The 22,436-nt window shown below is 73.4% G+C and carries 21 protein-coding genes; all 21 read left to right on the top strand.

What is annotated here, in order from left to right; genetic code table 11:
* Positions 1 to 49 precede the first annotated feature (49 nt).
* The 21 genes from smc to whiG all read left to right on the top strand — a co-directional run bounded on the left by smc (position 50) and on the right by whiG (position 22,380).
* Positions 50 to 3,613: a chromosome segregation protein SMC gene (smc, locus tag ACVW07_RS19355; RefSeq protein ID WP_456820822.1), complete on the top strand. Its 3,564-nt coding sequence runs from the start codon at positions 50 to 52 to the stop codon at positions 3,611 to 3,613.
* Between the two features lie 93 nt (positions 3,614 to 3,706).
* Entirely contained in the window at positions 3,707 to 4,042 is a 336-nt protein-coding gene (locus ACVW07_RS19360; RefSeq protein ID WP_456820823.1) for a hypothetical protein, read from the top strand.
* Between the two features lie 168 nt (positions 4,043 to 4,210).
* Positions 4,211 to 5,434, top strand: coding sequence for a signal recognition particle-docking protein FtsY (gene ftsY, locus ACVW07_RS19365; protein ID WP_456820824.1), 1,224 nt, complete (start codon positions 4,211 to 4,213; stop codon positions 5,432 to 5,434).
* A gap of 183 nt (positions 5,435 to 5,617) precedes the next feature.
* Positions 5,618 to 6,937 (top strand): ammonium transporter, encoded by a 1,320-nt coding sequence (locus ACVW07_RS19370; RefSeq protein ID WP_456820825.1) that lies wholly within the window; start codon positions 5,618 to 5,620, stop codon positions 6,935 to 6,937.
* Entirely contained in the window at positions 6,937 to 7,278 is a 342-nt protein-coding gene (locus ACVW07_RS19375) for a P-II family nitrogen regulator (protein ID WP_456820826.1), read from the top strand. The genes ACVW07_RS19370 and ACVW07_RS19375 overlap by 1 nt, the downstream gene beginning before the upstream one ends.
* A 22-nt stretch (positions 7,279 to 7,300) precedes the next feature.
* The gene (locus tag ACVW07_RS19380; RefSeq protein ID WP_456820827.1) at positions 7,301 to 9,100 is read left to right on the top strand and encodes a [protein-PII] uridylyltransferase; all 1,800 of its coding nucleotides are present in this window, start codon (positions 7,301 to 7,303) and stop codon (positions 9,098 to 9,100) included.
* 24 nt (positions 9,101 to 9,124) lie between these two features.
* Complete coding sequence (gene ffh, locus ACVW07_RS19385; RefSeq protein ID WP_456820828.1) at positions 9,125 to 10,726, top strand: signal recognition particle protein; 1,602 nt, start codon at positions 9,125 to 9,127, stop codon at positions 10,724 to 10,726.
* Positions 10,727 to 10,729: 3 nt separating this feature from the next.
* Entirely contained in the window at positions 10,730 to 11,821 is a 1,092-nt protein-coding gene (locus tag ACVW07_RS19390) for an amidohydrolase family protein (protein ID WP_456820829.1), read from the top strand.
* 268 nt (positions 11,822 to 12,089) lie between these two features.
* A complete protein-coding gene (gene rpsP, locus ACVW07_RS19395; RefSeq protein WP_456820830.1) occupies positions 12,090 to 12,518 on the top strand; it encodes a 30S ribosomal protein S16 in 429 nt (142 codons plus the stop codon).
* The gene (locus tag ACVW07_RS19400; RefSeq protein WP_203754940.1) at positions 12,518 to 12,757 is read left to right on the top strand and encodes an RNA-binding protein; all 240 of its coding nucleotides are present in this window, start codon (positions 12,518 to 12,520) and stop codon (positions 12,755 to 12,757) included. The genes rpsP and ACVW07_RS19400 overlap by 1 nt, the downstream gene beginning before the upstream one ends.
* A 94-nt stretch (positions 12,758 to 12,851) precedes the next feature.
* Positions 12,852 to 13,427 carry a ribosome maturation factor RimM gene (rimM, locus tag ACVW07_RS19405; protein WP_456820831.1) on the top strand — a complete coding sequence of 192 codons (576 nt, stop codon included), beginning with the start codon at positions 12,852 to 12,854 and terminating at the stop codon, positions 13,425 to 13,427.
* A 1-nt stretch (position 13,428) separates the two neighbouring features.
* Positions 13,429 to 14,211, top strand: a complete 783-nt coding sequence (gene trmD, locus ACVW07_RS19410; protein WP_456820832.1) for a tRNA (guanosine(37)-N1)-methyltransferase TrmD — start codon at positions 13,429 to 13,431, stop codon at positions 14,209 to 14,211.
* A gap of 268 nt (positions 14,212 to 14,479) precedes the next feature.
* The gene (gene rplS / locus ACVW07_RS19415) at positions 14,480 to 14,845 is read left to right on the top strand and encodes a 50S ribosomal protein L19 (RefSeq protein ID WP_456820833.1); all 366 of its coding nucleotides are present in this window, start codon (positions 14,480 to 14,482) and stop codon (positions 14,843 to 14,845) included.
* A gap of 131 nt (positions 14,846 to 14,976) precedes the next feature.
* A complete protein-coding gene (gene lepB, locus ACVW07_RS19420) occupies positions 14,977 to 15,858 on the top strand; it encodes a signal peptidase I (RefSeq protein ID WP_456820834.1) in 882 nt (293 codons plus the stop codon).
* Positions 15,855 to 16,739, top strand: a complete 885-nt coding sequence (locus ACVW07_RS19425) for a ribonuclease HII (RefSeq protein ID WP_456820835.1) — start codon at positions 15,855 to 15,857, stop codon at positions 16,737 to 16,739. The genes lepB and ACVW07_RS19425 overlap by 4 nt, the downstream gene beginning before the upstream one ends.
* Positions 16,740 to 16,799: 60 nt before the next feature.
* Positions 16,800 to 17,123: a DUF2469 domain-containing protein gene (locus ACVW07_RS19430; protein ID WP_456820836.1), complete on the top strand. Its 324-nt coding sequence runs from the start codon at positions 16,800 to 16,802 to the stop codon at positions 17,121 to 17,123.
* A gap of 109 nt (positions 17,124 to 17,232) precedes the next feature.
* Positions 17,233 to 17,589, top strand: coding sequence for a YraN family protein (locus ACVW07_RS19435; protein ID WP_456820837.1), 357 nt, complete (start codon positions 17,233 to 17,235; stop codon positions 17,587 to 17,589).
* Positions 17,590 to 19,110 carry a YifB family Mg chelatase-like AAA ATPase gene (locus ACVW07_RS19440; RefSeq protein ID WP_456820838.1) on the top strand — a complete coding sequence of 507 codons (1,521 nt, stop codon included), beginning with the start codon at positions 17,590 to 17,592 and terminating at the stop codon, positions 19,108 to 19,110.
* A gap of 41 nt (positions 19,111 to 19,151) precedes the next feature.
* Positions 19,152 to 20,312: a DNA-processing protein DprA gene (gene dprA, locus ACVW07_RS19445; RefSeq protein ID WP_456820839.1), complete on the top strand. Its 1,161-nt coding sequence runs from the start codon at positions 19,152 to 19,154 to the stop codon at positions 20,310 to 20,312.
* 143 nt (positions 20,313 to 20,455) lie between these two features.
* The gene (locus tag ACVW07_RS19450; protein ID WP_456820840.1) at positions 20,456 to 21,388 is read left to right on the top strand and encodes a tyrosine recombinase XerC; all 933 of its coding nucleotides are present in this window, start codon (positions 20,456 to 20,458) and stop codon (positions 21,386 to 21,388) included.
* A gap of 20 nt (positions 21,389 to 21,408) precedes the next feature.
* Positions 21,409 to 22,380: an RNA polymerase sigma factor WhiG gene (gene whiG / locus ACVW07_RS19455; RefSeq protein WP_456820841.1), complete on the top strand. Its 972-nt coding sequence runs from the start codon at positions 21,409 to 21,411 to the stop codon at positions 22,378 to 22,380.
* Positions 22,381 to 22,436 lie beyond the last annotated feature (56 nt).

The raw sequence follows: 22,436 nt of genomic DNA on the forward strand, positions 1-22,436 counted from the left end.
GCGGGTGGGCCTCCCGGGCGGCGCCCTGTCCGCGCCATAGGCTTCGCGGGTGCACCTCAAGACCCTCACCCTGCGGGGGTTCAAGTCGTTCGCCTCGGCGACCACCTTGAACTTCGAGCCGGGTGTCACCTGCGTGGTCGGCCCCAACGGCTCGGGCAAGTCCAACGTCGTCGACGCGCTCGCCTGGGTGATGGGGGAGCAGGGCGCCAAGTCGCTGCGCGGCGGCAAGATGGAGGACGTCATCTTCGCCGGGACGTCCGGTCGGCCGCCGCTCGGTCGAGCCGAGGTGTCGCTCACGATCGACAACGCCGACGGTGCCCTCCCCATCGAGTACTCCGAGGTCACCATCTCGCGGACGCTGTTCCGCAGCGGTGGCTCCGAGTACGCGATCAACGGCCAGGGGTGCCGGCTGCTCGACATCCAGGACCTGCTGTCTGACTCGGGCCTCGGCCGCGAGATGCACGTGATCGTCGGCCAGGGCCAGCTCGACGCGGTGCTGCGGGCGACGCCCGAGGAGCGGCGTGGGTTCATCGAGGAGGCCGCCGGTGTCCTCAAGCACCGCAAGCGCAAGGAGAAGGCGCTCCGCAAGCTCGAGGCCATGCAGGCCAACCTCACGCGACTGTCCGACCTCACGGGGGAGATCCGGCGCCAGCTCGGGCCGCTCGGACGGCAGGCCGAGGTCGCCCGCAAGGCGGCAGTCGTGCAGGCCGACCTCCGTGACGCCCGTGCCCGGCTGCTCGCCGACGACCTCGCCCAGCTCACGGCGACGCTCGAGCAGGAGATCGCCGACGAGACGGCCGTCCTCGCGGAGCGCGAACGGGTCGAGCGGCTCCTCACCGAGCAGCGGGCGCTGCTCGCGACGCTCGAACGGCAGGCGGCCGAGGCCGCCCCCGCGCTGAGCGAGGCGAGCGAGGTCTGGTACCGGCTGTCGTCGCTGCGCGAGCGGCTCCGCGGCACGTCCTCCCTCGCCGCCGACCGCGTGCGGCTGCTGGGCTCCGCGGGAGCGGAGCGGTCCGGTGGCTCCGATCCCGACGACCTGGCCCGGCAGGCCGAGCGGGTCCGCGCCGCGGAGGCCGAGCTGGCGGCCGAGGTGGAGCTCGCCCGGGCGGCCCTGGAGGCGGCGGTGTCGCTGCGCCACGAGGCGGAGCAGGAAGCGGCGGCCGCCGAGAAGGACCTGGCGAGCGCGCTGCGCGGCGCCGCCGACCGCCGCGAGGGCGTCGCGCGGCTCGCTGGTCAGGTCGCCGCACGGCGCAGCCGGGTCGAGGCCACGCAGGCGGAGCTCGGCCGCCTCAGGGAGACCTTCGCCGCCGCGGAGCAGCGAGGCCAGGAGGCGGCGACCCGGTTCACGGCGCTCGAGTCGCAGGTGGCTGGTGTCGAGGAGGGCGAGGAGGGTCTCGACGCGGAGCACGAGGCCGCCGTGGAGGCCCTCGACGCGGCGACCGGGCACCTGGCGTCGCTGCAGGAGCGGCTCGCCGCCGCGGACCAGGACAGGTCCGCCCTCGCGTCGCGGGCCGAGACGCTCGAGCTGAGCCTGCTGCGCAAGGACGGCGCCGGTGCGCTGCTCGCGGCCGACGGGCTGGTGGGGACCATCGGTTCGGTCGCCGCGCTGCTGCAGGTGGACCCCCGCGACGAGGAGGCGATCGTGGCGGCCCTCGGTGCGACCGCCGACGCGGTGGCGGTCGAGTCCGTGGACGCCGCGGTGGACGCGCTCCGGTACCTGCGCACCGAGGACGCGGGCCGCGCCACGCTGCTCGTCGCGGGAGCCGACCTCGCCGCACCGAGGCCGCCGCTCCCGGACGGGGCCGACCGTGCGGCGGACCTCGTCCGCGCCCCGGCACACGTCCGGTCGACCGTCGAGATGCTGCTCGCGGACGTGGTGGTCGTCGACGACCTCGCCGGCGCGCGGGCCCTCGTGGCGGCCCGGCCGGACCTCGTCGTCGCGACCCGCACGGGTGACGTGCTGTCCCGCCACCGTGCCTCGGGCGGGTCGGCCACCGCGCCAAGCGCGCTGCACCTGCAGGCGGCACTCGACCAGGCCCGCACCGGCGCCCAGGAGGCGGCTGACACGGCGTCCCGGCTGCGCTTCGAGATCGAGGCGGCCGCCCAGGCGCAGGCCGCGGCCCGCACCGCGTACGAGGCGACGCTCGAACGCCTCAACGAGTCCGACGCGGCGCTCGCCGCCGTGGCCGAGCAGCTCGGCCACCTGGGCTCCACGGCTCGTGCGGCCCGCGCCGAGGCGGAGCGCGTGCAGGTGACCCTCGAGGCGGCCTCCCGCACCCTGGAGCAGGACACGGCAGATCTCGCCGAGCTGACGGCACGGCTGGCCGCCGCCGAGGTCGAGCCGGCGGACAGCGAGGCCGCCATCGTCGAGGGCGGTGCCCGTCGGGACCGGCTCGCGGAGCTGGCGACCGGCGCACGGGCCCGCGAGACCGAGGCGCGGCTGACGCTGCGTACCAGCGAGGAACGCGCACGCGCCCTGTCCGGCCGGGCCGAGTCCCTCGAGCGGGCCGCCCGCGCGGAGCGGGTCGCGCGCGAGAAGGCGGCCGAGCGGGAGCAGGCCCGTGCGCGTCAGGTGACCGTCGCCCTGGCGGTGCGGGACGGGGCCCAGCACGCGCTCACGACGCTCGAGGACTCGCTGCGCCGGGCGTCCGCCGAGCGGGACGCGGCCGAGCAGGCGCGCACCGAACGGGACACGCTCATCGCGGCCACGCGCGCCGAGACGGACGCGCGTGCCACGGAGCTCGGGCGGCTCACGGACGTCGCACATCGCGACGAGGTCGCGCGCACGCAGCAGCGGCTGCGGATCGAGCAGCTGCACGCCCGCGCCGTCGAGGAGCTCGGGCTCGACCCCGCTGTGCTGCTCGAGGAGTTCGGTCCCCACCGGGACGTCCCCGTCGTGCACCCACCGGGGGCCGCCGTGGACCCCGACGCCCCGACCGCGGTGCCGTACGTGCGCGAGCAGCAGGAGAAGCGGCTGCGCGCCGCGGAACGTGGCCTCTCGCTGCTCGGTCGCGTCAACCCGCTCGCCCTGGAGGAGTTCGCCGCCCTGGAGGAGCGCCACCAGTTCCTCACCGAGCAGCTCGCCGACCTCAAGAAGTCCCGCCTGGACCTCCTGGAGATCGTCAAGGAGATCGACGAACGCGTCGAGCAGGTGTTCGCCGAGGCGTACCGGGACACTGCCGCAGCGTTCGACGTCGTGTTCCCCCGCCTGTTCCCGGGCGGTGAGGGGCGGCTCGTGCTCACGGACCCGGACAACATGCTCACGACCGGCATCGACGTCGAGGCGCGTCCCGCCGGCAAGAAGGTCAAGCGACTGTCCCTGCTGTCGGGCGGCGAGCGCTCGCTGACCGCCGTCGCGATGCTGGTCGCCATCTTCAAGGCCCGGCCCAGCCCGTTCTACGTGATGGACGAGGTGGAGGCGGCGCTCGACGACGCGAACCTCGGCCGCCTGCTCGAGCTCTTCCGCGAGCTGCAGGAGGACTCCCAGCTCATCGTCGTCACCCACCAGAAGCGGACGATGGAGATCGCCGACGCCCTCTACGGCGTGACCATGCGTGGCGACGGGGTCACCACCGTGATCAGCCAGCGCATGCGCGAGGACGCCGCCGTCTGACGAGCCGGTCCCGTTGTGGAGATTGTGTGCGGCTTGACGGGCGGACGGGTGGGTCACGATGCCGCGGTGCGTGGCACGGCAGAGACTGGTCGCGTGCCCGTTCTCGCCGCAGTCCTCGTCGCCCTCATCGTCGCCGCCGCCGTGCTCCTCGTCGCGAGCGCGGTCGGCGGCCGTGCACCGGAGGAGCACCGGCGCAGCCCGCTGCGCACCTTCCAGGCAGGGCTCTCGGCGCGTCGGCATCCCGACGAGGAGCAGCGCGAGGCGGCGGTGGCCGCGTCGGCCGAGCCCGTCGACGTGTCCCTCGACGAGTTCCTGAACGCCACCACCGACCGCGGCTCCGCATACCTGGACGTCGAGGAGCTGGGCGCCACCCTGCACCGCGCTCGCGAGCGTGCCGCCCGCGTCCTGCCGCTCCCGCGCCGCAGCTGAGCGCCTGGCGCAGGCGCTGACCCGCCGCGGCGCCTCCGGCTGCGCGCACGCGGCACCTGGGCGCCCGCACGTCGCTCCCGCTCGGGGCCCGGCTCAGGCGGCCGCCCGCTCCGCGACGGACCGCGGACCGGCTCGCGCGGGCGCCCGCACGGACGAGACACTGTCCCGGTGAACCCCGACACCCTGACCTGGCTGCTCGCGGCCGGTGTGCCGATCGCCCTCGCCGTCACCGTCGTCACCGCCGTCGTCCGACGACGGTCCGGGGACGGCATCGGTCCGGAGGGGCCGACCGGGCCCGCAGGACCGACCGGCACCGCCACCGACGTGCTCGATCAGCCGCGGACCGCCGAGGCACCGCCCGCACCCACCAGCACCCCCGCCCCGGTGGAAGCGTCCCCGGCGACGGAGGCACCCTCGGAGGCGGCTGTCGAGCCCGCCCTCGAGACGCCGGCACCGGTCGCCGGCCGCCTGGCCCGCCTGCGTGGGCGGCTCGCCCGGTCGGGCTCCCCGCTCGGCGCGCGCCTGCTCGCCGTCCTGTCCCGCGACCACCTCACCGAGGACGACTGGGACGAGCTCGAGGAGACGCTGCTCCTCGCCGACGTCGGCGCGGGACCGACGCAGGACCTCATCGAGGCGCTGCGCACCCGCGTCCGCGTCGAAGGGCTCCGCGAGCCCGGGCAGGTCCGCGACCTGCTCCGCGAGCAGCTGCTCGCGCTCGTCGACCCGTCGCTGGACCGCACGCTGCACACCTCCCCGTCGACAGCGGCGGACGGGTCGCACGTCCCGGCGGTCGTGCTCGTCGTCGGCGTCAACGGCACCGGCAAGACCACGACGGTCGGCAAGCTCGCCCGCGTCCTCGTGGCCGAGGACCGCACCGTGCTGCTCGGTGCCGCGGACACGTTCCGCGCCGCGGCGGCCGACCAGCTCCAGACGTGGGGCTCGCGTGTCGGCGTGCACACCGTGCGGTCCGACCGCGACGGCGCAGACCCGGCGGCGGTGGCCTTCGACGCCGCCCGGCAGGGCCGGGCCGAGGGGGTCGACGTCGTGCTGGTCGACACCGCGGGCCGGCTGCAGAACAAGGCGGGTCTCATGGACGAGCTCGGCAAGATCACGCGGGTCCTGACCCGCGAGGCGCCGCTCGCCGAGGTGCTGCTGGTGCTCGACGCGACCACCGGGCAGAACGGCCTGAACCAGGCGCGCGTGTTCGGCGAGGTCGCCGGCGTGACCGGCATCGTCCTGACGAAGCTCGACGGCACGGCCAAGGGCGGCATCGTCGTGGCCGTCCAGCGCGAGCTCGGCGTGCCGGTCAAGCTCGTCGGTCTCGGCGAGGGCCCGGACGACCTCGCTCCGTTCGACCCCGAGGAGTTCGTCGACGGGATCCTCGGGGCCTGAACCCACGTCCGCGAAGGCAACGGGACGGGCCGAGCGGTTGGACGTCCGCCCAGTGCGAAACGGACTGTTTACACGGACGTGCGCCTTGTCACACGCCCGTAACGGCCCACGTGCACGCGAGTAACTCGCCTCCCCGACTGTTGTCCCGTCCGGCCGCCCGGTCGGAGAGTGGAGAAGCGAGCAATGCCTGACTTCACCTTGGACACCGGCAACACGGCCTGGATGCTCATCTCGTCCGTGATCGTCCTCATGATGACGGTGCCGGCCCTGGCGTTCTTCTACGGCGGGATGGTCCGCGGCAAGTCGGTCCTCAACATGCTGATGATGAACTTCATCGCGGTCGGGACCGTCGGACTCGTCTGGATCCTGTACGGGTACTCGATGACCTTCGGTGGCAGCACCACCGGCATCGGTCAGTTCGTCGACAACCCGTTCGAGTACTTCGGCCTGGTCGGCCTCACCGACGACAAGAGCCTGATGGCGGCATCCGGCGTCCCCGCGCTCGTCGCCGTCGCGTTCCAGGCCACCTTCGCCGTGATCACCGTGGCGCTGATCTCCGGCGCGATCGCCGACCGGATCAAGTTCGGCAGCTGGATCGCCTTCACGGTGGTCTGGGTCACCGCGGTCTACTTCCCGCTCGCCCACATGGTGTGGGGCGGCGGCTTCCTCGGCGTCGGCGGCAAGGTCTCCGAGTGGCTCTCCACCCCGATCGACTTCGCCGGTGGCACCGTCGTGCACATCAACGCCGGTGCGGCCGGCCTCGCCCTCGCGATCCTGCTCGGCCGGCGCAAGGGCTGGCCGACGTCCCCGATCCGCCCGCACAACCTGCCCTACGTCATGCTCGGCGCCGCGCTCCTGTGGGTCGGCTGGTTCGGCTTCAACGCCGGCTCGGAGTTCGCCGCCGACGGCACCGCGGGCCGCGCGTGGATCAACACCTTCGTCGCCACCTGCGTCGCCATGCTCACCTGGCTCATCACGGAGAAGATCCGTGACGGGCACGCCACGTCGCTCGGTGCCGCCTCGGGCGTCGTCGCCGGCCTGGTGGCCATCACCCCGGCGGCTGCGGCGGTCGACTCCTTCGGTGCGATCGCGATCGGTGCGATCGCCGGTGCGGTCTGCGCCCTGGCCGTCGGCCTGAAGTTCAAGTTCGGCTTCGACGACGCGCTCGACGTGGTCGGCGTCCACCTGGTGGGTGGCATCACCGGCACGGTCCTCATCGGGCTCCTCGCGACGAACAAGCAGGGGGGCTGGTACCCGGACGGCGCGCAGAACGGCCTCTTCTACGGCGGCGGTGCGACCCAGCTCGTCACGCAGATCCTGGTCGCCGCGATCGCGGTCGTGTTCTCCTTCGTGCTGACGTACGTCATCGGCACCATCATCAAGGCCATCACGGGCCTGCGGGTGAGCGAGGAGGACGAGGTCTCCGGCATCGACCTGGCAGTGCACGGCGAGACGGCGTACGAGACCCTGGACGGTTCCCGGGTCCTGACGGAGGTGAACTGATGACGAAGCTCGTGACGGCGGTCATCCAGCCGCACCGGCTGGATGACGTGAAGTCGGCCCTCGAGGCCGCCGGAGTGCGAGGTCTGACGGTGAGCGAGGCGAGCGGCTACGGCCGGCAGCGCGGGCACACCGAGGTGTACCGGGGTGCGGAGTACACCGTCGACCTGGTGCCGAAGGTGAGGATCGACGTGCTGGTGGCCGACGAGGACACGTACGGGGTCACGGAGGTCCTCATCAAGGCGGCGCAGACCGGGAAGATCGGCGACGGCAAGGTCTGGGTCGTGCCGGTCGAGGACGTGGCTCGCGTCCGCACCGGTGAGCACGGCGACGACGCCCTCTGACCGGGACGGTCGCACGCACCACATGACACAGCAACGGCCGCCCGCGGGGGGCGCGGCCGAGCACGGATCGCCGGAGGTCCCGCACCCCGCCATCACGGGGGTGCGGGACCTCCGCGTCGAACGGCTCGAGCTCGCCGCCCTGCTGTCGGGCCCACACTCGGACGGCGTCGCCCGACGCACAGCCGTGGTCGACCTCGTGCGCAAGCGCCTCGGCGAGCTCTGGGACGAGGCGACGCGAGGGGAGGACGTCGCCGGCGTGGCGCTCGGTGCCGTCGGCAGCATCGGACGCGGCGACGCCAGCCCGGTGAGCGATCTGGACCTCCTGCTCGTGCACGAAGGGCGAGGGCACCCGCCCGAGCAGCTCCAGGCGATCGCCCAGCGGCTCTGGTACCCCATCTGGGATGCCGGCCTGGACCTCGACCACTCGGTGCGGTCGCTCGCGCAGTGCCGGCAGGTCGCGTCCAAGGACCTGCCGGCGGCGGTCGGTCTCCTCGACCTGCAGCCGGTCGCGGGCGACGCCGTCGTGATCGCGCGCGCCAGATCCGCCCTCCTGGAGGACTGGCGGGACGCCGCTCGGCGACGGCTGCCGGAGCTCCTCGCGTCCACCCGCCAGCGCGCGGACCGCCACGGCGAGCTCGCCTACCTGCTCGAGCCCGAGCTCAAGGAGGCCCGTGGCGGGATCCGCGACGCGGTCGTCCTGAGCGCCCTGGCGGCGACCTGGCTCACGGACCGTCCGCACGGCGCCGTCGACAGCGCCTACGCCCACCTGCTCGACGTGCGCGACACGGTCCAGGTCGCGAGCCGGCGGCACACGAACCGGTTGCTGCTCGCCGACCAGGACGAGGTCGCGGCCCTCGTCGGGTTCGACGACCGCGACGACCTCCTGGCGAGCATCGCGGAGGCGGGGCGCGTCATCTCGTACGCCCTCGACACGACGGCCCGCAACGCCCGTCAGGCGTTGCAGCGGCCGGCGCGCAAGCCGGTGCTGGTGCGCGGGCGCCGGACGGCGCCCCGGCTCCGGGCGATCGCGGAGGACCTCGTGGAGCACGACGGCGAGATCGTGCTGGCCGTCGACGCTCGGCCCGCCGAGGACCCGCTGCTGTCGCTGCGTGCCGCGGCCACCGCGGCCCGGACAGGCCTGGCCCTCTCGCCGGTCACCGTCGCGAGCCTGACGGCCACACCGCCGCTGCCGACGCCGTGGCCCAAGGTCGCCCGGACGTACCTGCTGCAGGTGCTCGGCTCCGAACAGTCGCAGGTGCCGATCTGGGAGGCGCTGGACCTCGCAGGAGTCGTCACTACCTGGATCCCGGAGTGGGCGGCCGTCCGCAACCGGCCGCAGCGCTCTCCTGTGCACCGGCACACCGTGGACCGCCATCTCGTCGAGACGGTGGCCCGGGCCGGGCGGGTGCGGCGAGAGGTGGCGCTCGGGGACACGCTCCTGCTCGCAGCCTTGCTGCACGACATCGGCAAGCGCGCCGGCGCGGGCGACCACTCGGTCGAAGGTGCCCGGCTCGCCGGGCCGATCGTGCTGCGCATGGGCTTCGGTGACGAGGTCGCGGCGGACGTGGCCAGGCTGGTCCGGGAGCACCTCACGCTCGTCGACCTCGCGACGACGGCTGACCCCGACGACCCTGCGACGCTGGCGAGGCTGCTCGACGCGGTGGACCATCGTGTCGACCTGCTCGAGGTGCTGCGTGCCCTCACCGAGGCGGACGCGTCGGCGGCCGGACCTGCGGCGTGGAGCGCCTGGCGCGGGACGCTCGTCGACGACCTCGCCGCACGGGCCCGCCGTGCGCTGGCAGGTACCCTGGACCGTCCGTGATCCCTGAGCTGTGAGGACCGTCCGGTGTTCGCCACCCTGTCCGACCGACTGACGTCGACCTTCAAGAACCTGCGCAACAAGGGCCGTCTGTCCGAGGCGGACATCGACGCGACCGTGCGCGAGATCCGTCGTGCGCTCCTCGACGCGGACGTGGCGGTCCCGGTCGTCCGCTCGTTCACGGGTGCGGTCCGGGAGCGTGCGCTGTCCGCCGAGGTGTCGGGCGCGCTGAACCCGGCCCAGCAGGTCGTCAAGATCGTCAACGAGGAGCTCGTCGGGATCCTGGGCGGCCAGACGCGTCCGCTGACCTTCTCGAAGCGCCCGCCCACCGTCATCCTGCTCGCGGGCCTGCAGGGTGCCGGCAAGACGACGCTCGCGGGCAAGCTCGCGCTGCACCTCAGATCGCAGGGCCACACCCCGCTGCTCGTGGCGGCCGACCTCCAGCGGCCGAACGCCGTGACGCAGCTCCAGGTGGTCGGCGACCGGGCCGGCGTGCCGGTGTTCGCGCCGCACCCGGGCAACCAGGGCTCCGACGACGTCATGCCGTTCGGCGCGGACCCCGTTGCCGTCGCCCGCCAGGGCCTCGAGACCGCCCGGACCAAGCAGCACGACGTCCTCATCGTCGACACGGCAGGCCGCCTCGGCGTCGACGCCGAGCTCATGCGCCAGGCCTCGGACATCCGTGACGCGGTCGAGCCCGACGAGATCCTGTTCGTGATCGACGCGATGATCGGCCAGGACGCGGTCACCACGGCGCAGGCGTTCGCCGACGGCGTCGGCTTCACCGGCGTCGTGCTGTCGAAGCTCGACGGCGACGCCCGCGGTGGTGCGGCGCTCTCGGTCGCGTCGGTCACCGGGAAGCCGATCCTGTACGCGAGCACCGGTGAGAAGCTCACCGACTTCGAGGTGTTCCACCCGGACCGCATGGCGTCGCGCATCCTTGACATGGGCGATGTGCTGACCCTCATCGAGCAGGCCGAGAAGGCGTTCGACAGCGAGCAGGCCGAGAAGATGGCCGGCAAGATCGCGGCCGGGCAGGACTTCACGCTCGAGGACTTCCTCGTGCAGATGCAGCAGCTGCGCAAGATGGGTCCGCTGAAGAACATGCTCGGGATGCTCCCGGGCATGGGCCAGATGCGGGAGGCCATCGACAGCTTCGACGAGCGCGAGGTCAACCGCATCGAGGCCATGATCCAGTCCATGACGCCCGCCGAGCGGCACAACCCGAAGATCATCAACGGGTCGCGCCGCTCGCGCATCGCCCAGGGCTCCGGTACCACCGTCACGGACATCAACCAGCTCATCGAGCGCTTCGACAGCGCGCAGAAGATGATGCGCCACATGGCCAAGGGCGGTGCGATGCCGGGCATGCCGGGCATGGGCAGCCTGCCGGGGGTCGGGAAGAAGTCGCGCGGTCGTCAGGCGGCCCCCGCCAAGCGTGCCAAGGGAAAGTCCGGCAACCCGGCCCGTCGCGCCGAGCAGGAGCGCGCCGCCCTCGACCGCTCCGCGGCCGCGCCGACGAGCGCGCCGGGTTCGGCGTTCGGCATCGGTGCCCCGCCGGAGCCCGCCGAGGTGGACCCGTCGGCGCTGAAGCTCCCGGCCGGGCTGGACAAGTTCCTCGGTCGCTGAGCGGTGGCCGTCCTGCACCTGCGTGGCACGGTCGTCGTCGACGACGACCGTGAGGTGGGCGAGGCGTGGGTGGTGGGGGACCGGCTGACGTTCACGCGCCCGTCCGCCCCGGTCACCGGTGTCCTCGAGGGCTGGGTGCTGCCCGGCCTGGTCGACGTGCACTGCCACATCGGGCTCGCCGCCGACGGGCCCGTCGACGACGGCACCGCGGAGAAGCAGGCGCTGGCCGACCGCGACTCGGGGGTGCTGCTCGTCCGGGACGCGGGCTCGCCCGCGGACACCGCCTGGGTGCACGACCGCGACGACCTGCCGCGCCTGATCCGCGCCGGACGTCACCTGGCGCTGCCCAAGCGGTACCTGCGGCACTACGGGCGCGAGCTCACGTCCGTCGACGCCCTGTCCGACGCCGTGCGCGAGGAGGCCGCGCGCGGCGACGGCTGGGTCAAGCTCGTCGCCGACTGGATCGACCGGGACCTCGGCGCCGACGGCGACCTGCGCCCGTTGTGGCCGCGTGACGTCCTGCGCGACGCGGTCGCCGCGGCCCACGAGGCCGGGGCCCGGGTCACCGCGCACACGTTCGCGACCGAGGCGCTCGACGACCTCCTCGACGCCGGCGTCGACTGTCTCGAGCACGCGACGGGCGCGACCCCGGACCAGGTCGACCGGATCGCTGCGGCGGGCGTCCCGGTCACGGCGACGCTGCTGCAGATCGCCCAGTTCGAGGCGATCGCCGCCCAGGGTGCCGAGCGGTACCCGAGGTTCGCCGCCCGGATGCGCGCCCTGCACGCCCACCGGTACGAGCTGGTGCGCAGCCTGCACGAGGCGGGCGTCCCGGTGCTCGTCGGGACGGACGCGGGCGGCACGATCAGCCACGGCCGGATCGCGGACGAAGCGACGGAGCTGGTCCGCGCAGGGATTCCCGACCGCGACGTCGTGGCTGCCGCCAGCTGGCGAACCCGTGCGTGGCTCGGCGTCGACGGGCTCGTCGAGGGCGCGTCGGCGGACCTCGTCGTCCTGGACGCCGACCCCCGAGAACGGATCGCCGCCCTGGCCCGACCGGCTGCGGTGGTCCTGCGCGGTCGTCGGGTCGCCTGACGCCGATCAGCCCTCGGCGGTCCCCGTGTCGATGGGCGCCACCCGCACCCTCTCCTTGTCATGGGCGAGCGCCCGCGAGCTGTCGGACGACGGGGGCTTCGCGCAGGTTAGGGGTGACGCCCGTCGTCTGGCACAATGGTCCGCTGTACCCGGCGGACCGCAGCCCCTCTACCTGTGCCCACCGTGTCCTCGGCCAGACCGGCGCGCCCCACCCCACGGGGCCAGCGCTGCGAGGCCACCTCAGCAGACCTCAGGAGAAGACCACACCGTGGCCACCAAGATCCGTCTCAAGCGTCTCGGCAAGATCCGTGCGCCGTACTACCGCATCGTCGTCGCCGACTCGCGCACCAAGCGCGACGGTCGCGTGATCGAGGAGATCGGCAAGTACCACCCCACCGAGGAGCCCTCGTTCATCGAGGTCAACTCCGACCGGGCCCAGTACTGGCTCGGCGTCGGCGCGCAGCCGACCGAGCAGGTCGCCGTGCTCCTCAAGATCACGGGCGACTGGCAGAAGTTCAAGAACCTGCCCGGCCAGGAGGGCACCCTGCGCCGCAAGGGCGACAAGGTCGACCCGAAGGCCGCCATCGAGGCTGCCGCCGCCGACGCCGAGAAGGTCAAGGCCAAGGCGTCGGAGAAGAAGGCCGCTGCCGTCGAGGCCCCGGCCGAGCCCGAGGCCACCGAGGACGAGCAGGCCTGATGCTCGCCGACGCGCTGGAGCACCTGGTGCGGGGCATCGTCGACCACCCGGACGACGTGCGGGTCAACGCCTCGTCCCTGCGTCGTGGCGAGCTCCTCGAGGTGCGCGTGCATCCCGAGGACCTCGGTCGCGTCATCGGGCGTGGTGGTCGCACCGCCCGTGCTCTGCGCACGGTGGTCGGTGCCCTGTCGCCGGACGGCGCGGTCCGCATCGACGTCGTGGACGTCGACCGCCGCTGACGGGCACCACCCGTCGAGGCTTCTCGAAGGCCCGGCCCCCGTCACGTGGGGCCGGGCCTTCGCCGTCATTCCGCACGTCCCTGAGAGGATCCCCATGCTGCTCACCGTCGCGAGGATCGGCCGCGCCCACGGTCTGCGAGGGGAGGTCGCGCTCGACCTGCGGACCGACGCCCCCGAGCACAGGTTCGTGGTGGGTGCCCGGATCCAGACGGAGCCCGCCGGTGCCGGACCGCTCACCGTGTCCTCGACCCGGAGCCAGCAGGGGCGCTGGTACGTCACGTTCGACGAGGTCGCCGACCGGACGGCCGCGGAAGCGCTGCGCGGCGTCGAGCTCGTCGCCGAGGAGATGCCGGACGACGAGGACGACGCCTGGTACCCGCACGAGCTCGCCGGGCTGCGCGCGGAAGGGGTCGACGGTCGTGTCCTCGGCGAGATCGTGGGCCTGGAGCACCTCCCCGCGCAGGACGTGCTGGTGCTGCGCGAGCCGGACGGTGCTCGCACCCTGGTCCCGTTCGTGCGTGCCATCGTGCCGGTCGTCGATGTTCCCGGTGGTCGCGTCGTGCTCGACCCCCCGGGCGGGCTCCTCGCGTCCGACGCGGCGAACCTCGTGGTCTCGGAGGAGACTCGCGGCGAGCCCGGACCCGGGTCCCGGAACGGCACCGAGGACTGACGTGCGCGTCGACGTGGTCTCGATCTTCCCTGACTACCTCGCACCCCTGGACCTCTCGCTCGTCGGGAAGGCGCGGGCCGCCGGCCTGCTGGAGCTGCGGGTGCACGACCTGCGCGACTGGACGACGGACCGGCACCGCACGGTCGACGACACGCCGTTCGGGGGTGGTGCCGGCATGGTCATGCGGCCCGACGTGTGGGGCACAGCGCTGGACGCTGTCCTCGACGACGGCGCCCATCTGCTCGTGCCGACGCCCACGGGCCCCGTCCTGACCCAGAGATCCGCCGAGCGGCTCGCGGCCGAGCAGCACCTGGTCGTGGCCTGCGGCCGGTACGAGGGCATCGACGCGCGCGTCGTCGAGCACTACCGCTCGCGCCCGGGCGTCCGCGTGAGCGAGTACTCCATCGGTGACTACGTGCTCAACGGCGGGGAGGTCGCGGCGCTCGTGCTCGTGGAGGCGGTCGCGCGCCTGCTGCCCGGTGTCGTCGGCAACCCGGAGTCGCTCGTGGAGGAGTCGCACGGAGCCGCAGGGCTCCTCGAGTACCCCGTCTACACGAAGCCGCCGCAGTGGGCGGGACTCGGCGTGCCGGAGGTGCTGCTGTCCGGCCACCACGGACGGATCGCCCGGTGGCGGCGCGACGAGGCCCTCCGTCGCACGGTGGCGCGCCGGCCGGACCTCGTCGCGGCGCTCGATGTCGCGACCCTCGACCGCCATGACCTCGCGACGCTGGGTGAGCTCGGCTGGGTCGCTCAGGACGGCAGGCTCGTCGGTCCGGCGTCCTGACTCCTCCGCCCTGTGACTGCGCCCCGGGTTCCGGGGCCGCGAGCGATTGGTGGCGCGGGTCCCAGCTGTGGCAGACTTGCCCGTTGGTGCGCGCCGGCCGCGTCTCTGCCACAGGGGAGACGACCTACGACCACCGGGGACAGGTCCAGGAAACGTCCAGGACGTGTCCCCGAACGCACCGGACCAGACCACAGGACGCCCGCACGCTGATGCCGCGGCGTCCTCGACGACGTTCCTGACCTGTGGCAGGGCGGGGAAGCGACACACCATGCACACGCTCGACCAGCTCGACGCAGCATCGCTGCGCAACGACATCCCGGACTTCCGGCCCGGGGACACGCTGAAGGTCAACGTCAAGGTCGTCGAGGGCAACCGCTCCCGCATCCAGGCGTTCCAGGGTGTCGTCATCGCCCGCCAGGGCGACGGCGTCCGCGAGACGTTCACGGTTCGCAAGATCAGCTTCCAGGTCGGCGTCGAGCGCACGTTCCCCGTGCACTCCCCGACTCTGGACTCGGTCGAGGTCGTCACCCGTGGTGACGTGCGCCGTGCGAAGCTCTACTACCTGCGCAAGCTCCGTGGCAAGAAGGCCAAGATCAAGGAGAAGCGCGAGAGCATCCCCGCCAAGAAGGCCTGAGCCTTCCTGCGCGTCCGACGGGCGGTCACCTCCGGGTGGCCGCCCGTCGCCTTTCTGTGAATGTCCGTCCTGGGCGGTGTCGCATGCCGGTTCGTTACCCCAGGACCGCGCCCGCGTGCGAGAGTGTGCGGGTGATCGAGCGCCCGTCCGAGGACATCGAGGACCCGACGAGGCCCTTCACCTGGCCGACCGTCGCGGGCTCCGGCCCGGAGGGCTCCGAGCCGTCGGCGACCGTCCCGGACGACGGCCCGGCACCTGCGGCGCCGGCAGAGGGGGAAGGGTCGGGCTCCCGGCGGTCGCGCCGGTCGGAGTCCCACCGGCATGCCGAGGCGAAGCCGCGCAGCGGCGCCATGTCGATGCTCCGCGAGACGGTCATCATCCTGGTGAGCGCACTGGTCCTCTCGCTCATCGTCAAGACGTTCCTGGTCCAGGCGTTCTTCATCCCGAGCCCGTCCATGCACGACACGTTGATCGAGGACGACCGCATCCTGGTGAGCAAGCTCACCCCGGGGCCGTTCGACCTGCGCCGTGGCGACATCGTCGTGTTCAAGGATCCCGGTGGCTGGCTCGCACCCGGTGGTCAGGCGGAGGCGGTCGGTGCCCGTCGGGTGCTGAACGACGCGCTGACCTGGGTCGGCCTCTATCCCCAGGATGCGGGCGAGCACCTCGTGAAGCGGGTCATCGGGCTGCCGGGCGACCATGTGGCGTGCTCGGGTCCCGGCGAGCCGGTGACCGTCAACGGCCAGGCCATCGACGAGCCGTACCTCGCACCCGGCGCGATGCCGAGCGACATCGCGTTCGACGTCGTCGTGCCGGCGGACAGCCTGTGGGTCATGGGGGACAACCGGCAGCACTCGGCCGACTCACGCTGGAACCAGCTCAAGCCGGGGGGCGGCTCGGTCCCGATCGAGAACGTCGTGGGGACCGCCTTCGTCACGGTGTGGCCGCTGGACCGGGCGACCTTGCTGCGCAACCCCTCGGGCACGTTCGAGGACGTGCCCGACCCGGAATGACCCCGGCGGTCGGCCCGGCCGGACCCGGCACGGCCGACGAGCGGGACGACGTGCGTCGGGCGGTGCCCCGCCCGAGCCCCACCGCCCGGGCGGCCGCCGACGGCGCGACGCGCCCTGGACCGCACCTCCGGCACGAGCGGGTGCTGCTCCGCGAGGGGGCCACCCTGGTCGCGGGGATGGACGAGGTCGGCCGCGGCTCCCTCGCCGGTCCGGTCAGCGTCGGCGTCGTCGTCGTGGACGCGAGCACGCGGTCCGCCCCGCGCGGTGTCGCGGACTCCAAGCTCCTCACCCCGGCGGCGCGTACGGCCCTGCTGCCCGCGCTCGGCCGGTGGGGTCTTGCCCGTGCGGTGGGTCATGCCAGTGCCGCGGAGATCGACGAGCTGGGCATCATCGCGGCGCTCCGGCTCGCCGGCACGCGTGCGCTGGCGGCGGTGGTCGACAACGTCGGTCGGGTGGACGTCGTGCTTCTCGACGGGTCGCACGACTGGCTGACTCCGCCCGCGCCGGTGGTCGACCTGTTCACGGCCGTCGAGGAGGCGGCTCCGCCGACGGCCGGGTCGTGCGCCCTGTCGTCGGCGCCTCGCGTCCGGACGCGCGTCAAGGCGGACCGGACGTGCGCCAGCGTCGCGGCCGCCAGCGTGCTTGCCAAGTGCGAGCGGGACGCCCTCATGGTCGGCCTGTCGACGTACCACCCCGCGTACCGGTGGGACGAGAACAAGGGGTACGCGTCGCCGGTCCACCTGGCAGCGCTGCGCGAGCTGGGTCCGAGCGAGCTGCACCGTCGGTCGTGGCGTCTGCCCGGGTGCGACACGGAGGCCGAGGCCCTGGGAACCGGCTCGCTCGCCGTGGCGGAGCGGACCGGCACGGTCGACTCGGACTGACGGCGCTCCTGGAGGCTGTGCTGCGCCACCGGAGCGCGGCCCATGGGGGATGATGGCCCGGTGAGCGCGGAGGACCTGGAGAACTACGAGACCGACATGGAGCTCGCGCTCTACCGTGAGTACCGGGACGTCGTGGGGCTGTTCGCCTACGTCGTGGAGACGGAGCGCCGCTTCTACCTCGCGAACCAGGTGGACCTGCAGGTGCGGTCCGCCGCGGGCGAGGTCTACTTCGAGCTGAGCCTCGCCGACGCCTGGGTGTGGGACGTGTACCGGTCAGCCCGCTTCGTGAAGTCCGTCCGCGTCGTGACGTTCAAGGACGTGAACGTCGAGGAGCTCGCCAAGGCGGACCTGGACCTCGGTGGGAGCGCGGGCTTCGCTCGGTAGCGGCCCAACCGTCCACAGCCCAGGACCATGCGATCGCATGCACGGCGCCGTCCCCGCGCTTCCCGGAGCCCCCGCTCCGTCTGAGACTGTCCTGCCCGGAGGTGGTCCGGTGCAGGCGAAGGACGCAGTAGGACGGTACGGCGAGGACCTGGCGGCGGCGCACGTGTCGGCGCAGGGATGGCGGGTGCTCGACAGGAACTGGCGGGTCGCTGCCGGTGAGCTGGACCTGGTCGCGCTCGACGGCGACGAGCTCGTCGTCGTCGAGGTCAAGACGCGGCGGTCGACGGCGTTCGGGCATCCGGCCGAGGCGGTGACGCCGCGCAAGCTCGCACGCGTCCGCAGGCTCGCCGCCGAGTGGCTCGCCTCGCACGACACCCGCCCGGCATCGGTACGGATCGACGTGATCGCGGTGCTGCTGCCACGACAGGGTGCCGCCCACGTCGAACATCTCGTCGGGGTGGTCTGAGTGACGCTGGGGCGGACGTTGGCCGTCGCGCTGGTGGGGCTGCGCGGGCACGTCGTGGACGTGGAGGCGCACCTGGCGCCGTCACTGCCGGCATTCACGCTCGTGGGCCTCCCCGACGCCGCACTCGCAGAGTCCCGCGACCGGGTCCGGGCCGCCGTGTCGTCGTCCGGGCTCGCGTGGCCGCAGCGCCGGATCACCGTGAACCTCTCGCCGGCGACACTCCCGAAGTCCGGCTCCACGTTCGACCTGGCGATCGCGGTGGCGATGCTCGCGGGTGCCGGGGCCGTCGAGCCGGCCTCAGCCGAGGGCGTCGTCCACCTGGGCGAGCTCGGGCTCGACGGCCGGCTCCGCCCCGTCCGTGGGGTGCTGCCTGCCGTCGCCGCCGCGGTGGCCGCGGGCCACCTGCGGGTCGTCGTGCCTCGGGGGAACCTGTCGGAAGCACAGCTCGTGCCGGGGGCGAGGGTGGTCGGCGCGGACAGCCTGGCGGAGGTCGCGGCCGGCTACGGCGCCGACGTCGACGTCCCGGACGTCACGCCGGTGGCCGCGGACCACGCGGCCTCGACGCTGCGACCCGACCTCGACCTGGTCGACGTGGTCGGGCAGGAGGACGCCCGGCAGAGCCTCGAGGTGGCCGCAGCGGGCGGTCACCACCTGCTCATGGTCGGACCGCCGGGAACCGGCAAGACGATGCTCGCGGCACGCCTGCCCGGTCTGCTGCCCGACCTCTCGGAGGCGGACGCCGTCGAGGTGACCGCGGTGCACTCGGTGGCCGGCACGTTCGACCCGGGCGCGGGACTGCTGCGCCGTCCGCCGTTCGAGGACCCGCACCACACCGCGACGCCCGCGAGCGTCGTCGGCGGCGGGTCCGGGGTGCCGCGGCCGGGGGCGGCGTCCCGCGCGCACCGAGGCGTCCTGTTCCTCGACGAGGCCCCCGAGTTCACGACGGCGGTGCTGCAGACGCTCAGGCAGCCGCTGGAGCACGGCGAGCTGGTGCTGCACCGGGCGGCAGGTGCCGCGAGGTACCCGGCCCGGTTCCAGCTGGTGCTCGCGGCGAACCCGTGCCCCTGCGGCAAGGCTGTCGGCAAGGCTCTGGGCTGCACCTGCCGTTCCGAGCAGCGTCGCCGGTACTTCGGCAAGCTGTCCGGGCCGCTGCTCGACCGGGTGGACCTGCAGGTCGAGCTGGGTCCCGCCAGACCGGGCGGGAGCGCCGGGGAGTCGTCGGCGGTCGTCGCGGCGCGGGTCGCGGCCTGCCGCGCTGCTCAGGCCGCACGGTTCTCCGGCACCGCATGGAGGACGAACGCCGAAGTTCCGGGCGGCTGGCTGCGGGCGCGGCTCGGAGCGGACCGGTCGCTCACCACCGAGCTCGACCGTGCCGTCGACCGTGGCACCTTGAGCCTGCGTGGCGTGGACCGGGTGCTGCGCGTCGCATGGACGCTCGCGGATCTCGCCGGCAGGCATGCACCGTCGCGGGCGGACGTCGGACAGGCGCTCCTCCTGCGCACCCGTGGGCACGGCGCATGAGCGGCGCCGACCGGGCCGATCGGGAGAGTGGCACGGAGCGCGTGGCGCGCGTCGCGTGGAGCGGACTGGCGGAACCCGGCGACCGGGTCGCAGGCGCGCTCGTCGACGCGATCGGCTCCGTGGATGCCTGGCAGTGGCTACGGCTCTCGCGGGACGGGGACGCCCCGGTCCCCTGGGGACCGCTGGAGGACAGGGTCGGGCCGCTCCCGCCGGCGCAGCGGCAGCGGCTCGAGCGGTCGGTCCGCCGGTGGGCGACCCGGTGGCCGACCGTGGATCCCGGTCGGGACCTCGACGCAGTCTCCCGGCTGGGCGGGTCGGTGCTCGTCCCCGGGGACGAGCACTGGCCCAGGGGACTGGACGACCTGGGCGACGAGCGGCCGTTCTGCCTGTGGGTGCGCGGGACGACGGACATCGCCCGGGCCTGGCTGAGCTCCGTGGCACTCGTGGGATCGAGGGCGGCGACCACCTATGGCGAACGCGTCGCGTTCGACCTGTCCGAGGGTCTGACGCGGCGTGGAGCCACGGTGCTCTCCGGCGGCGCCTATGGCATCGACGCGGCAGCGCACCGGGGGTCGCTCGCCGCCGGCGGTCCGACGAGCGTGGTGCTCGCCGGAGGCGTGGACCGGGCCTACCCCGCGGGCAACGCGCGCCTGTTCGCGGCGGTCCTCGACGGTGGAGGGTCCGTCGTGGCCGAGCTGGGGCCCGGGCGGTTGCCGACGAAGAGCAGATTCCTGCAGCGGAACAGGCTCATCGCCGCGGGGAGCAGGGCCACGGTCGTCGTCGAGGCGGCGTGGCGGTCCGGGGCGATGAGCTCCGCTCACCATGCGGCGCGGCTGCTTCGGCCCGTGGGCGCCGTCCCCGGACCGGTGACGTCGGCCGCCTCCGCGGGGTGCCACCGCCTCCTGCGCGACGGTGTCGCTGTGTGCGTGACGGACGCCGACGAGGTCGCCGAGCTGGCAGGGGCCGCGGGTACAGCCCTGATCGACGACCCTGTCGAACCGCCGCGCGCAGGTGACGGGCTGGACGCCGTGACCCGTCGCGTCCTGGAGGCGCTGCCCCTCCGGGTTCCTGCGGACCTGGTATCCGTGGCGGCCTCGGCGGGGGTCACGGCAGGTGAAGCGCGCGCCGCGCTGGGACTGCTCGAGCTCGACGGCGCGGCCACCCGATCGGGTGCCGGTTGGCGTCTGGGATCGCGAGGGTGAGTCCGTCCGCGGGTGAAAACGCATCGATCATCGGCCATTCACGGTCGGCGAATCGGACAAGCGCGGCGCAATCCCCCAGGAGCAGGCCCTGGAGGGCAGAGTCGCGCTTGTTTCCGTGATGTGTTTCAGGTCACCGTAGGGCCATGAACACCACCGAGGTCACCCCGACGGGCGCATCGCATGCCCGTCTGCTCGGTGATTTCTCGGCATATCTGGGCGTGCAGCGCGGTTGTTCCGAGCACACCATTCGGGCATATCTGGGTGATGTCGATCAGATGCTCGCGTACTCGCACCGGCACGGCTTCGACTCGCTCGGTGCGATCGACCTGGGCGTGCTGCGCGCATGGCTCGCATCGATGGCGCAGGCCCAGCGCAGCCGGTCGACGCTCGCCCGTCGGAGTGCCGCCGTGCGGACGTTCTTCGCCTGGGCCGTCCACACGGGGCTCGTCCCGTCGGACCCGTCGCTGCGCCTCGGCACCGCGCGGGTGTCGCAGCTGTTGCCCACGGTCCTGCAGCTCGGGCCGGTCACGCGCATGATCGACGCCGCCCGGGACCGCGCGGAGGACGACGAGCCGACCCACCTGCGGGACTGGGCGACGCTCGAGCTCCTGTACGCGACGGGTGCGCGGGTCGGCGAGCTCTGCGGCGTGGACGTCGACGACATCGACCTCGACGAGCGGCTGGTCCACGTCGTCGGCAAGGGCGACAAGGAGCGCGTCGTGCCGTTCGGTCGGCCCGCTCGGGACGCGGTGGCCGCCTGGCTGCAGCGCGGCCGGCCGCTCCTCGTACGTCCGGGCTCCCCGCCGGCGCTCCTCCTCGGCCGCCGGGGCGGCAGGGTCGACCAGCGACAGGTCCGAGCGGCGGTGCACGCCGCCGCGGCGCTGGCCGGCGTCGAGGACGTCGCACCACACGGCCTGCGCCACACCGCCGCGACGCACTTGCTCGACGGTGGCTCGGACCTGCGAAGCGTGCAGGAGCTGCTCGGCCACGCGAGCCTCGCCACGACGCAGCGCTATACCCACGTCTCGGCCGAGCGTCTTCGCTCGGCATTCGCACTGGCGCACCCCCGCGCATGAAGGCACGAACGGAGTCGACGATGGCGTCCTCACTCGATGCGGTCCACGTCCTGCACGCCCGCTTCGCAGGCACCGCCGCCGAGGGGGTCATCCCGCAGCAGCGCACCATGCCGGACGGCTCGGTCGCGCCCGAGCTCCTCGAGGACGGTGACGCCACCGAGATCGACGGTGGACACCTGTCGCTCGTGGTCGACGAGCCTCCGACCCAACGCGGCGGACCGGCCGACGCCTCCGACGTCGCGGCCATGTGGGACACGTTCAAGTCGACGGGCGCAGCCCGGGCGCGGGAGAACCTGATCCTGCACTACGCGCCGCTCGTCTCCGCCGTCGCCGGACGTGTCGGGATGCGGCTGCCCAGCACCGTCGAGCAGGCGGATCTGGTGTCTTACGGCATGTTCGGGCTCATCGACGCGATCGAGAAGTACCAGACCGACCGCGCCGTGAAGTTCGAGTCCTACGCGTCCTCCCGGATCCGTGGCGCGATCATCGACGAGCTGCGCGCGATGGACTGGGTGCCGCGATCGGTGCGGACCAAGGCACGTGCGGTCGACCGCGCCTACGCCGAGCTGGAAGCGCGACTGCACCGCACGCCTACGGAGCAGGAGGCGGCTGCCCACCTCGAGCTGACCGTCAACGAGCTTCGCGCGGTGTTCTCGCAGCTCGCCACCGTCAATGTCGCGGCGCTCGACGAGCTCCTCGGCGGCGGCGACGACCGCCCCGGGGGTGCCTCGCTGGGCGACACCCTGGGCGACGACCGCATGCTCGACCCGGCCGGCGCGATCGACGCAGCCGAGACCAAGTACCTGCTGGCCCGCGCGATCGAGCAGCTCGGCGAGCGCGAGCGGATCGTGGTGGTCCTCTATTACTACGAGGGCATGACGCTGGCCGAGATCGGCCGGGTGCTTGGTGTCACCGAGTCGCGGATCTCGCAGATGCACACCGCCGCCATGCTGCGGCTGCGGACGCGGCTGCTGGACGCCGAGCGCGTCTGACCTTCCTGCGGTGTCGCCGGTTGTGCGCTCCGGTCGGGGCAGGTTCGGCGACGGAG

This window comes from Cellulomonas sp. URHB0016, assembly GCF_054057935.1.